The 12,411-nt window shown below is 37.2% G+C and carries 11 protein-coding genes; 2 read left to right on the top strand and 9 right to left on the bottom strand.

Going from position 1 to position 12,411, the window contains the following annotated elements:
• Nucleotides 1–77: 77 nt before the first annotated feature.
• The 4 genes from glpK to Q9306_RS16125 form a co-directional block, all read right to left on the bottom strand.
• Entirely contained in the window at nucleotides 78–1,568 is a 1,491-nt protein-coding gene (glpK, locus tag Q9306_RS16110; RefSeq protein WP_306200315.1) for a glycerol kinase GlpK, read from the bottom strand.
• A gap of 13 nt (nucleotides 1,569–1,581) precedes the next feature.
• The gene (locus tag Q9306_RS16115; protein ID WP_306200317.1) at nucleotides 1,582–2,403 is read right to left on the bottom strand and encodes an MIP/aquaporin family protein; all 822 of its coding nucleotides are present in this window, start codon (nucleotides 2,401–2,403) and stop codon (nucleotides 1,582–1,584) included.
• Between the two features lie 216 nt (nucleotides 2,404–2,619).
• The gene (locus Q9306_RS16120; RefSeq protein ID WP_306200319.1) at nucleotides 2,620–3,180 is read right to left on the bottom strand and encodes a glycerol-3-phosphate responsive antiterminator; all 561 of its coding nucleotides are present in this window, start codon (nucleotides 3,178–3,180) and stop codon (nucleotides 2,620–2,622) included.
• Between the two features lie 367 nt (nucleotides 3,181–3,547).
• Nucleotides 3,548–3,976, bottom strand: coding sequence for a VOC family protein (locus Q9306_RS16125; protein WP_306200321.1), 429 nt, complete (start codon nucleotides 3,974–3,976; stop codon nucleotides 3,548–3,550).
• Nucleotides 3,977–4,273: 297 nt separating this feature from the next.
• Here Q9306_RS16125 and Q9306_RS16130 point away from each other — a divergent pair, with 297 nt between their 5' ends.
• Nucleotides 4,274–4,654 carry a hypothetical protein gene (locus tag Q9306_RS16130; RefSeq protein ID WP_306200323.1) on the top strand — a complete coding sequence of 127 codons (381 nt, stop codon included), beginning with the start codon at nucleotides 4,274–4,276 and terminating at the stop codon, nucleotides 4,652–4,654.
• A 51-nt stretch (nucleotides 4,655–4,705) separates the two neighbouring features.
• Complete coding sequence (locus Q9306_RS16135; protein WP_306200325.1) at nucleotides 4,706–5,119, top strand: VOC family protein; 414 nt, start codon at nucleotides 4,706–4,708, stop codon at nucleotides 5,117–5,119.
• A gap of 65 nt (nucleotides 5,120–5,184) precedes the next feature.
• On the opposite strand, the gene Q9306_RS16140 is transcribed toward Q9306_RS16135, so the two are convergent.
• The 5 genes from Q9306_RS16140 to yhaM all read right to left on the bottom strand — a co-directional run bounded on the left by Q9306_RS16140 (nucleotide 5,185) and on the right by yhaM (nucleotide 12,391).
• The gene (locus Q9306_RS16140) at nucleotides 5,185–5,385 is read right to left on the bottom strand and encodes a sporulation YhaL family protein (protein WP_306200328.1); all 201 of its coding nucleotides are present in this window, start codon (nucleotides 5,383–5,385) and stop codon (nucleotides 5,185–5,187) included.
• Nucleotides 5,386–5,718: 333 nt separating this feature from the next.
• Entirely contained in the window at nucleotides 5,719–8,106 is a 2,388-nt protein-coding gene (locus Q9306_RS16145) for an immune inhibitor A domain-containing protein (protein ID WP_306200330.1), read from the bottom strand.
• 587 nt (nucleotides 8,107–8,693) lie between these two features.
• Nucleotides 8,694–10,433: an MFS transporter gene (locus Q9306_RS16150; RefSeq protein ID WP_306200332.1), complete on the bottom strand. Its 1,740-nt coding sequence runs from the start codon at nucleotides 10,431–10,433 to the stop codon at nucleotides 8,694–8,696.
• 28 nt (nucleotides 10,434–10,461) lie between these two features.
• Nucleotides 10,462–10,998 (bottom strand): PadR family transcriptional regulator, encoded by a 537-nt coding sequence (locus Q9306_RS16155; protein ID WP_306200334.1) that lies wholly within the window; start codon nucleotides 10,996–10,998, stop codon nucleotides 10,462–10,464.
• Between the two features lie 448 nt (nucleotides 10,999–11,446).
• On the bottom strand, nucleotides 11,447–12,391 hold the full coding sequence (gene yhaM, locus Q9306_RS16160) for a 3'-5' exoribonuclease YhaM (RefSeq protein ID WP_306200335.1): 945 nt from the start codon (nucleotides 12,389–12,391) through the stop codon (nucleotides 11,447–11,449).
• Nucleotides 12,392–12,411 lie beyond the last annotated feature (20 nt).

Genomic DNA, 12,411 nt, shown 5'->3' on the forward strand with positions numbered 1-12,411 from the left:
GCTTCTATAGCGCGCTGTGGTCTCTCCAAATCTCCTACCGAATTATTAACTTATCATTATTATAACACTGTTTATAATTATTTGAAAGCCTTTGTTGCTTCAATTGCTTTTTTCCAGCCAGCATATAGCTCTTCACTTGTACCCGCTTCCATTGCTGGTGCAAAGCTCTTATCCATATTCCACTGCGCTGCGATTTCTTCTTGATCTTTCCAATATCCAACCGCAAGACCAGCTAAATATGCTGCTCCTAAAGCTGTTGTTTCGTTCACTTCTGGACGCTCTACTGGCACACCTAAAATGTCGCCTTGGAATTGCATTAAGAAGTTATTTTTCACTGCGCCGCCATCTACGCGTAATGTTTTTAACTCGATGCCAGAATCTGCTTCCATCGCACATAATACATCTTTTGTTTGGTATGCTAAAGATTCAAGCGTTGCACGGACAAAGTGCTCTTTCGTTGTACCGCGCGTTAATCCGAATACAGCACCGCGCACTTCACTATCCCAGTACGGTGTTCCAAGTCCAACAAATGCCGGTACAACATATACGCCGTCAGTTGACTCAACGCGCGCTGCATACGCTTCACTGTCACTTGCATCTTGGAACATACGCAGTCCATCACGCAGCCACTGAATAGCAGATCCCGCTACGAAAATACTACCTTCTAATGCGTATTCTACTTTTCCATTTAAACCCCATGCGATTGTTGTTAATAGACCATGCTCAGATGCTACTGCTTTTTCACCTGTGTTCATTAACATAAAGCAGCCTGTTCCGTATGTATTTTTCGCCATACCTTCACCGAAGCAAGCTTGGCCGAATAACGCTGCTTGTTGGTCACCCGCAACACCTGCAATCGGTACATTTTGACCGAAGAAATGATAATCAACTGTATGACCATATACTTCAGAAGACGGACGTACTTCTGGAAGCATGCTTGCTGGTACTGTTAACATATCAAGAAGTTCTTCGTCCCATTTTAACTCATGAATGTTATACATTAATGTACGAGATGCATTCGAATAATCTGTTACGTGAACGTTGCCGCCGGATAATTTCCATACAAGCCACGTATCAATTGTTCCGAATAATAACTCGCCGCGCTCTGCTTTCTCTCTTGCGCCTTCTACGTTATCTAAAATCCATTTTACTTTCGTTCCAGAGAAGTATGCGTCAATTAAAAGACCTGTTTTTTCGCGAACCATATCGCTATAGCCTTTTTCTTTTAACTCGCCACAAATTTCCGCTGTTTGACGAGACTGCCATACGATTGCATTGTATACAGGTTTTCCTGTTTCTTTTTCCCATACAACTGTTGTTTCACGTTGGTTCGTAATCCCGATACTAGCGATTTGCTCCGGTTTTACCTCTGCTTCACTTAAACAAGTTGCAATAACCGCTAAGATTGATCCCCAAATTTCTTGTGGGTTATGCTCAACCCAGCCTGGCTTTGGAAAATGCTGTGTAAATTCTTTTTGCGCAACATGTACAATTTTACCTTCTTTATTAAAAAGAATCGCACGTGAACTCGTTGTTCCTTGGTCTAATGAAAGAATAAATTTTTCCATGTTTATTTCCCCCTTATGCTACTCTTCTACTATTTGTATTTTTCCCGCTTTGTTTGCTTGTCATATAAGAGATTGCTAGAACAATCACCGTTGCAATCGTTACATAGATAAGTGCTGAGTTTTGCTTTCCTTCAAATACAACTTGATGGAATAATCCCGCTAATGATCCGCCTAAAATCGGTCCTACTACTGGAATCCATGCATATTTCCAATTCGATCCGCCTTTTCCTGGAATCGGAAGAAGGAAGTGTGCAATACGAGGTCCTAAGTCACGTGCTGGATTGATCGCGTAACCAGTTGTCCCTCCTAATGATAAACCAATACTTACGATTAAGAAACCTACAATGAACGGATTTAAACCGTCTGCAAACTTATTTGCTCCAATTGCTAAAATACCAAGTACTAGAATAAAAGTTCCAATGATTTCACTTAAAAGGTTTGCGAATGTGTTTGGAATTGCTGGTCCTGTCGCAAATACACCTAATTTTGTTCCTGCATCTTCTGTTTCTTTCCAATGTGGTAAGTAATGTAAGTATACAATACATGCCCCGATCATTGCCCCAATCATTTGTGCTGCAATATAACTTGGTACGTCGCTCCAAGGAAATGCTCCTTTAAACGCTAAGCCAATTGTTACTGCTGGATTTAAATGCGCTCCGCTAATTGATCCAACTGCATAAGCAGCTACTGAAACCGCTAAGCCCCATCCCATTGTAATAACGATCCATCCTGAATTTTGTGCAAATGATTTCTTCAAACTGACACCAGCACAAACACCGCCGCCAAGAATGATTAGTAATGCTGTCCCTATTAACTCCCCTAAAAATGGTGACATATAACCCCTCCATGCTCAAATTAAAACACCCTCAGTGAAAGAGAAAATTGAATGTCCATTCATTTTCAAAAGAAAAAAATCCACAAATGCACGCTTCTATAGAATCATAGAAACAATGAAATGTGGATCTCTTCTTTTCTCCGTCACGTTTATTAACTTGTTTATAATGTTAACCCCAATTGAAAGCGGTGTCAATTAATTTTTTTCATTTTTTTGTCACTTTTTATGAAAATGTTTCCATAATTCTTTCTTTGACGTTGTAATCGCTGTCGCACCAGCTGCTAGAGCCCTTTCCACATCATCCACACTGCGAATAAATCCGCCTGCTAAAATAGGTAACCCAGTCCGCTCTTTCACCTCCGTAATTACATCCACTAAAGCCCCTGGCAGCACTTCAATGTAATCTGGCTTTGTCTTTTCTAAAAGAGCACAACTCTTTTCCATTGCACTAGAATCAATTAAGAAAACACGTTGAATCGCAACAACACCTTTTTGCTTCGCTTTCATAATCACACTAGACCTCGTAGATAACACCCCGTACGGGTGAAACTCTTGGCATATATATTCCGTTGCATACGCATCACTTTGCAAGCCGTGAATTAAATCCACGTGTAAAAAGACTTTTTTACAATACTGCTTTGCAAGAGTAATAACACTTTTCAACTGAGCAACATGAATATCAAGAATAACGATATATTCATAGGAACTATGCAATAACTTCTCTAAATCTTTAATTTGCCGAACTGCTGGTAATATTTTTTGTTCATGAAATTCCATACGAAAAGCCCCTTTTTTTGTATCTTCCTATTTCTTATAGTACACAAATTAAGGAAAAAGAAAAGATGGGACCTTTTTCGTTCCAGCTTTTACGTCGTTTTTTTGTCGAATGGTCTTTATCCCGCATTAACGGGCAGTAAAAGCAGGGAATCACTGAGAAGAAAACTGCCCGTAAAAGCCCGATTGGTTCAACTAACCATCAGTGAGAAAAGCGTCACTGATGGAAGTTTCACTTTATCCCGTGTCGAATCGCCGATATATTGTAAAAAGCGCCGATAAATGATCTACTTCCGCCGATATATTGCGAAAAGCGCCGATATTAGCAGACACGAAAAAACGGGACTGATCGTCAGTCCCGTACAATGACTTACATATTAGCGCCTTGCGTTGAAACTTGCCACTCTACGCCGAATTTATCTTTGACTTGGCCGTATGCTGGACTCCAAAACGTTTCTTGAAGCGGCATTATAACTTGGCCACCATCTTGTAATTTTTCAAACACTTCTTGTGATTTTTCTGCATTTTGTATGTGAATAGCGATCGTTACTTGCGATCCAACTTGTTGCGGCTGACCTGGGAATGTGTCAGAAATCATCAAATCCGTATTGCCAATTTTTAAATGCGCATGTATAACGCGGTCTTTCGCCTCAACAGGAACCGGGAATTCCGGATTTTCAGGCATGTCTCCAAACGTTTGAAGGCTTACAACTTTTGCATCCAATGCATGTTCATAAAACTTAACAACCTCTTGTCCATCACCATTCGTCACTACATACGGGTTAATACCTAAAATCATCACAAGCACCTCTTTCTAAAATGTTTAACATATGCAATCGCAATACAGAACATACGTTTCTATTATTTTATCATATATTACATGTTTATGGAACTATTCTACTTCGTTTGTGCAATGAAAAAAATCGACATTTTTTTATAACCCCGCTCGAGTTTCGTGATACCCATCTTCTTTTAAAGTACTCATACCATAGACTCCTTATGTATAAATTCACAATATCCTTTCGCTTATACATGAAAATGTTCTAAAGGTAGAAATGCTTGAAATATAAATATAATTGAAAGGAGTGAGACAGGAATGGAAACCAGTACCTTTTTCGGACTGTTTTGGGGATGGGTGATTGTTATCATATCAGGAATACTTTTCGTACGCCCATCAGTACTGCGTGAGCTAAAAAAATTAGTAGTCGTAGACAGAGGATCTGGAATTATGTATGGCTTTCTATCTATTTTTTTAGGGCTAGGCACTATTATCCTGCATAATGTATGGACACTCAACTGGCAAGGATTTATCACAATCATTGCATGGCTCTCGCTATTAAAAGGAATTTACATCATTGCATACCCAGAACCATCTAAGAAAACCGACTTCGAAGTACGAATACTATCTACACGTATAGTACTTGCTATTATTAGTGCGTTGGCTCTATGGATGCTTGTAGTAATCTATATGAAATAAACTAGAAATCCGCATGTTCCTGATGCTACCCCGTTTAAAGGAGATGAGTAGATGAAGCTGAATCACTTGAATTTATGCGTAAATGACTTGTCAGAAGCGAGAAATTTTTTTGAAACATTTTTTGATTTTCAATTTTTAGAAGCGAAAGGAAAAGCTCTTGTAGTAATGAGTGATAATGATGGATTTATTCTTGTATTAAGCGATCCAAAAGCGTTTAAAGATGGAAAAGATGCGACATACCCAGAAGCTTTTCATATTGGCTTCTTAGTAGAAGAACCAAGTGGAGTTGATCAAGTATATAATCGCTTAATAGAGGGAGGTATAAGAATAGATAAAGAACCATATAAGGTGAGAGGAAATAGTTACGGCTTCTACTTTACAATGTTTAATGGATTGATGATCGAGGTTTCTTGCCTTGACTATAAAGATGGGAAAAGAATCTCAAGACTTAATAGCACAACATAACTTATAAAGCATCACAACAGAAAAAGGATGGTAACCAATCGGCTACTCATCCTCTTTCGGAGTTATTAAAGTAAAACAGAATCCTTATCGCTTTCTTGATTACGTCGCTCGCGCTCTTCCGCGAGGCGTTTCATATAGACTTCGCCTTCTTTTTCAATAAACTCATTATCCATTTCTTGCTCTTTTTTAGACGTATATAAGACCATATAACCACTCACAACAATTCCAATAATAATGAGATAAACCCACCATGGTAAAGTTTGCATTCGAGTTCCTTCCTTTCATCAGACAAGCTTTGTTAGTTTCACTGTATGAAAGAAAGAGAGATTTTATGACTACTATATTTATTCTATATGAATCCATTTTGATTTTCCGACATATAGATTGCTGCTATGCAGAAAAAAAGGAGCTTCCACCCGCTTTCTCCCTTTGTTTAAACTTCGCATGTGGCAGTCTTCTATGCATGGCCAGATGCTCTCGCCCACCTAAAAAAGATGATTTTATATAGTTGTAAGCACTAAAACAAAAGAAATAAGAGTAGTTAAAATACCTACTCTTATTTCTAGTTACATAACTATGCATCAGTTTACCTTCTGAACTTAACGATGAATCCAAACTGCTCCTGCAGTCTTATCATCCGCTTGACCTACTACTTCAAACTTCAGTCCAAGCTTCGGAACTTTTCGTCCTGCATCTGGAATTAACGTGTTCATGTATACTTTAGAATCATCAAACTTCGCCACACCTGGTAATCCTTTATAATCAAATACTCCGCGTGATGGTGAATTTACTTTCCACGCTGGTGTTTGATCAAATGAGAACGCAGCATCTGCAATTTGATAACGCGTACTACTTTTCACAGACGGCTGACCATTTAATGTTCCTACAATCGCTTCTGGATGAGAATCTACTACCCCAAGGAATCCTTCGCCTGGATGTACACCAACCCAGTTATCTGTAAAGCTTTGGTCTGCATACCATACAACAAGTCCTGTATTGTAGACTGGACCGCGTCCGTATTGCAACGCTTCATCAGAACCAGAATAGTTTCTCCACTCCAAATAGTAGTTATTTTTCTTATAGTCAATTCCATTAGAAACAGTAAAGCCTTTTAAAGTAAAGCTTGATTGCCCCTCTGCATCATCAGATAACACAACTTTACCATCTACTGTTAAAGCCGCATTATCAAGTGCAAATCCTCTGTAAGCTACAGCAATATCTGTTAAATAGTCAAATTGTAGTTTTACTTTCTTGCCTTTGAATTGACTTAAATCATAAGATTTATCAATCCACTTATCATTTGTTGTATCGACACCATTCTTGATGTCTTTGTCACCCATTCTATCAAGCTTTGTTTTCGTTCCATCTTCTGCAATCGCATATACATCAACGAAATCATATTTTGCTTCTAATTCATAGAATGCTTTGTAATCAAATTTTGCAGTCGTTGCATTTGTTAAATCGAATAATGGCGTTTCTAATGTTGTGTGGATGTCATTTCCTTTTGTACTATAGTAAAACTTCTGTCCAAAACCAGGTTCAATGTTTTTCACTTCTTTATCAGGTAAGTTCACACGAACAATTCCTGGACGTTTTGACTTCGTAACACTTTGATCTAAATACACTGCCGACCCGATACCACGAAGTTTATCATAGTCTACCTCAGTAATATTCGCCCAGTTACCCTTCATATTTTTTTGGAAGAACTCTTTATTTTGCGGAGAGAAACTTGTCGGTTCTGTTCCAGCAACTCTTCCAGCCCAGCTGCCGCCGCTCATAATAGACCAAGCTTCAACCGGCTCACCTTGTCCTGAATACTTTGTGTCGTACTCATCTGGTAAACCTAAATCATGACCGAATTCATGAGCAAATACACCAACCGCACCGTCTTCAGGCTCAATTGTGTAATCATACGCAGCCATCTTTCCATCCCATCTTTGTACAGATGATTTCGTGCCATCAATTGCATAAGGTTTTGCACCAAGTTTTGAACGGTGAGACCAAATTGCATTATCTTTCAACTTTCCACCGCCAGCTTCTTGACCAACACCAGCGTGAACAACCATTAAATGATCAATAATTCCATCTGGCTCATTTTTATTGCCGTCACCATTGTAATCGTATTGATCAAACTGATCATAATCAGCTAAATTAATTCCCTTTTCCACTGCTGCTTTTAACGCGTCTTTTACTAAATCACGTGGCCCTAAAGGTCCTTTATTATCATGACCGCTACCAGCATCAGAACCGTAATCAGCTGCTTTACCTGGAACAGTCAACCATTCTGTTACCGTACCGTCAACTGTATAGCTGCCGCCTGATTGCTCTTCATAATATTGCTTAAATGTTTTAATGTCCGTGCCATTGAATAATGTAAACGGCTCATCCCCAAACAGCATATTTTGATAATGCTCACGATTAAAATCATTTGAATACATATATCCTTGTTCTTGATCAATATTGTTATGTTTAAAATCACTATATTCTACAAGAAGCACAAGAACTTTATCTTTGCGCACAGAACCATTATAATGTGCTTGCTTCGCTGAAGAAGTTGGCACTTTCCCATTTAGCTTTCCAGAATTTAATCCAGGTACTTGTCCATTTCCTGCACCATTCTCTTTTTGATTCTGCTGCTCTTTCTCTTTCATCTTTTCATCTTTTACTTTTTTCATAAAGTCAGTAGCTTCTTGCGTAAGGCTGTCTTCTGGCGTTGTTTCCTTTCCAGGATTTTCGCCTTTCTTCTTCTCTATATATTTCTCTACAGCCTTTGCCGTTTCTGCTTGTGATGCAGAAGAATCAATAACCCCGCGTTCCTTCAACGCATTTGCCAAGCGATCCTCCGGTATTAAATGCTCATCTATGAAACTAGATGACGCTGATGGTGATTCTGCATAAGCAGCATGATCACCGAAAGCAAACATAGAACTTAGCATAGCCCCAGTTGCCAACACTGAAAAAGTTTTTAATTTTCTGTTCTTTTTCAACGTAGTCCCTCCCCTATTATGTATAAGTTGTCGACTTTTTGTGTCGACATTTCTATATTATTATCGATTGATGTAATTTTCAATATTTTTGTAATATACCGAAAATTACAAACTGACTTTATGTTAGAATAACAAAACAACTACAGAAATGATGGTTATTTCAAATCATTTCCACTTTTTGTGTTGAATAATAAAGGCATTAAAAGTAATAGCAGCTTGTAACTACTCAGCCATACATTTCATTTAGAAGTTTGATAAGGAGTATAATTCCAGCGAAAATACACTTACCTATAATTGCTTCCATGAAGATAAAAATGGACCTAGCCCTCGCTGCCTTTCTTTATTTTCAAACTTTGCGCGTGGCAGGAAAAGGCCCTGACCGCTTCTACAACATAGCCAGTCCCTCCCAGGCCACTTAAAAAAAATGCTTTTCTATCGGTTTTTCATAGAGTGACTGAGTAGTTATAGTAGCTTTTTCATTTATAGAAAACATAAAAGTAGCTAACAATCAATGAAAAAATTTTCAACCTCCACTGATTATTAGCTACTCTCTAACTTCTTTACTAAATTTTGAAATGAAAATATCGCTATACATTCACCTGTTTTCTCTTACCAACTTCAAATTGCTTATTACGAAACATAAAAGCAACTAAACTACAAAGCAATATAATTGGTATACTCGCTTTATATAAGTCTGTAAAACTTGCTGCCATCTCTTTTTCGGCGTAATGACTAATATCATCTGAGAATGTATCAACTTCTCTCCTTACGTCTTCTATTTTTCCCTCAACCGCTTTCGTTACTTGATTTGTAATTTCTTCCCGCTTCATTTCTCTGTATTCTATCGGAACTTCATTTAAAGCATTGTTTACTTTCTCTTGAATTATGTTTTCCTTTTGTTTCTGACTTAAATCAACATTATCAGTTCCTTGTTTCTTTTCTATATTTGATTCTAAGTTTTTATTTTGTATTTTTCCCTTTGTTACTGTTAATATTTGATCTTGTTCTGCTTTATCAACATGAAGATCATGCACTTTGTTTTCTGCATAGCTATACACATTTTCTTTATTAATAGATAAATTATGAGTCAAACCTGATACAAAAATAGCCACAGCTAATACAATTCCTATTTGTCTTAGCATGGACACGACACTTTGGGAGGCAGTTAATAGTTCTCCCTCAAATGAGGAAGCGGTTAATATAGTGATTGGCCCGATGATTAAACCGTAACCAACACCTAAAATTATACACGGAACGATAATTTCTTGATTAGTTGAATCAACGCCTATCATCTGTAAACAATAATAAGCAAAACTCATAACTATGAATCCTATTAATATAACCAGAACCTTACCAAGTTTCTTCATAATTAGTGAAGCAAACGGAGAAACTAAAAATATCATGGCAGAAATAGGTGTCACTAAAAGAGCTGCTTCAATTTCTGTTCGGTGTTGTATTTTTGTAAGGAATGTCGGAAGTAAAACAGTTACACCAATTAGAAATAAATTACTTAGTATAACTACGATAGAAGCCCCAACAAAGGTTCGATCTTTAAATAGCTGTAAATTTACCATCGGTGATGCAACTTTTCTTTCAACTAAAATAAATAAAATAAAAGAAGTAGCACTAATGATATAGCAACTCCATGAAAAGTTACTCAGCCATCCCCAGGCATTCCCTTTAACTAAAACAAGTGTAGAAAAGAAAATAGCACCACTGGAAAGTACTAATCCAGTCCAGTCAATTTTAGCTACAACTTGTTCTTCATTTTTTATTTTTAACATAATGAAACATAAAACAATACCAATAATACAAATTGGAATATTCACAAAGAATACCCATCTCCACCCTAAATTTTGTGTAATAACACCTCCTAGTACAGGACCTATAGCTGCTGATAATCCTTGTGTCACTCCTAAAAGACCGAGCGCAATATGCCTTTTTGCCAATGGAACGGCTGATACTCCAATTACCATACTTATTGGAAACAAAATAGCAGCCCCTATACTTTGAATAAACCGAGAAAAAACAAGAAAATCTCCCGTATTCGCAAACGCACATAACGCTGAACCCACTCCGAAAATTATTAAACCCATAATATATAATTTTGCCTTTCCAAATATATCAGCAATTCGCCCTAGTGGTATCGATAATACTGCAATAGACATCGTATATACATTCAATATCCAAGACATTTTCTCTAACGATGTGTTCACATCAGCCTGTATTGCTGGCAAAGCAATATTCATAATTGTCGTATCAATCATACATAGAAAAATACCTAAACACATTAAAAAAACAATTTTGATTCCTTTTGATTGCTCCATAACAATCCCCCCTTTCTCATATGTAACTTTACTTTTCATCTTCTTTTTTTTGCATTGTAAGCTGAGCTAATTTATTTTTTAATGTTTCAACTTGTGCAGTATAAGATGCAATCCCAAGATCTAATGAAATCTCTTCCGCAAATGTAATTCCTTCTTTCCACTTTTCATATTTCAAACGGAGATCTGTAATGTATGCTTCTTTTCTTTCAATTTCTTCTTCAATCCACTTTTCCATCGTATTCGTATCGCTATATTCCCCAAAATACATACGCATTAAAAAGTCAGAACGTAGAACATCCTTCTCTACATCTGTCTTCATATATTGATAAAATTCTTCTCTTCCTTCATCTGTTATAAAATACATTTTTTTATTCGGCTTCCCTTCTTGCATCACAACCTCTTTTTTTATTCTCCCTTCTTTTTCTAACTGTCTTAAAGTCGGATAAATCATTCCAAAACTGCCATCGAAAAAATGAGTGAATACTTCTTCAAAAACAATTTTTATATCATAACCAGATAATTCTTTTTCCATGAGTAATCCTAAAACAACATCTCTTCCTTTCAAAATATGCACCTCACATAATCAATATAATCAACAATCATATTAACATTGTTAATATGATTGTTGATTATATACTTTATTCCTTCATTTGTAAAATGTAACCATTAAAATACAATTTTAATGAGGGGTTTTTCCGTCAGGATTCCCTCTAAAATAAATGAATTCAGGTAACTACTCAGCTATACCTTTTAGAAATTTAGAAAAGGGTATGATTCTAGTGAAAATGTGTCTCTCTATTACTTATAAATTCATTTTTCCGCATATAGACTGCTGTCATGTAAACCGGGCAGGAAAAGGCCCTGACCGCTCCTATGCGTTGCCAGTCCCTCTCGATCATTTAAAAAAATGCTTTTCTGTCGGTTTTTCATAAAGTAACTGAGTAGTTACGAATTCATTTTAAACAAAAAGCCTTACTACATCAAAAAGTAGTAAGGCTCTTTTCCCATCTTGTTTAATTATGAAACGTCGGTTTATAAAACGAACGATTATCAAGCGCAAAAACACGCTCTGTATATTCACCTGGTTTTGTGCGACCTAGTGCACGGTCCATCATATTCATCTTCGCATCTAAGTTATCAATGTAATGAAGAATTTCTGCTTCTCTTACAAGCGGCGGCTTCGGACTGCCCCATTCTGCTTTGCCGTGATGTGATAAGACAATGTGCTGAAGAATTAATATTTCTTCTGCTTCAATTTGCAATTCATCTGCTGCTTTTCCAATTTCGTTTACCATGATAGAAATGTGGCCTAGTAGGTTTCCTTCTAACGTATACGTTGTGGAAATTGGTCCTGATAATTCAATGACTTTACCAAGGTCATGTAAAATTACGCCTGCATACAATAAGTCTTTATCAAGAGACGGATATAGCGCTGCAATTGCTTTTGCTAAGTCAAGCATCGACACAACGTGGTATGCCAGTCCTGAGACAAACTCATGGTGATTTTTCGTTGCAGCTGGGTAATCTAAAAATTCTCCTTGATACTTATTCAGCAAATGTCTTGTAATACGCTGAATATTCGGGTTACGCATTTCAAATATGTATTGTGTAATTTTCTCAACCATATCTTCTTTTTTAAGCGGTGCTTTTTCCACAAAATCAGAGATATCGTTTACTTCACCTGGATTTGCTACGCGAATTTGCTTGAGGCGAAGTTGAATGCGGCCTTTATAATTTTGAATATCTCCCGCTACTTTCACAATTGTTTCCGCTACATATTGCTGCTCTACTTCAGGTGACACATCCCATAGCTTTGCTTCAATATCTCCGCTTTGATCTTGCAAAATAACTGTTAAGAATGGTTTCCCGTTACTTGCGATTCCTTTCGTTGCCGACTTAATCATTAAAAATAACTCGACTTGTTCACCAACTTCGTACTGTGCAATTTTCTTTTTCATATCTTTTCCTCCACCGTCAT

Source organism: Bacillus multifaciens (assembly GCF_030756675.1).
Lineage (GTDB): Bacteria > Bacillota > Bacilli > Bacillales > Bacillaceae_G > Bacillus_A > Bacillus_A multifaciens.

Coding starts and splice junctions, on each gene's coding strand:
- Q9306_RS16150 (WP_306200332.1), bottom strand. CDS start 10,433: ATGGAGCAATCAAAAGGAATCAAAATTGTTTTTTTAATGTGTTTAGGT.
- Q9306_RS16135 (WP_306200325.1), top strand. CDS start 4,706: ATGAAGCTGAATCACTTGAATTTATGCGTAAATGACTTGTCAGAAGCG.
- Q9306_RS16125 (WP_306200321.1), bottom strand. CDS start 3,976: ATGATTTTAGGTATTAACCCGTATGTAGTGACGAATGGTGATGGACAA.
- Q9306_RS16115 (WP_306200317.1), bottom strand. CDS start 2,403: ATGTCACCATTTTTAGGGGAGTTAATAGGGACAGCATTACTAATCATT.
- Q9306_RS16130 (WP_306200323.1), top strand. CDS start 4,274: ATGGAAACCAGTACCTTTTTCGGACTGTTTTGGGGATGGGTGATTGTT.
- Q9306_RS16120 (WP_306200319.1), bottom strand. CDS start 3,180: ATGGAATTTCATGAACAAAAAATATTACCAGCAGTTCGGCAAATTAAA.
- yhaM (WP_306200335.1), bottom strand. CDS start 12,391: ATGAAAAAGAAAATTGCACAGTACGAAGTTGGTGAACAAGTCGAGTTA.
- glpK (WP_306200315.1), bottom strand. CDS start 1,568: ATGGAAAAATTTATTCTTTCATTAGACCAAGGAACAACGAGTTCACGT.
- Q9306_RS16140 (WP_306200328.1), bottom strand. CDS start 5,385: ATGCAAACTTTACCATGGTGGGTTTATCTCATTATTATTGGAATTGTT.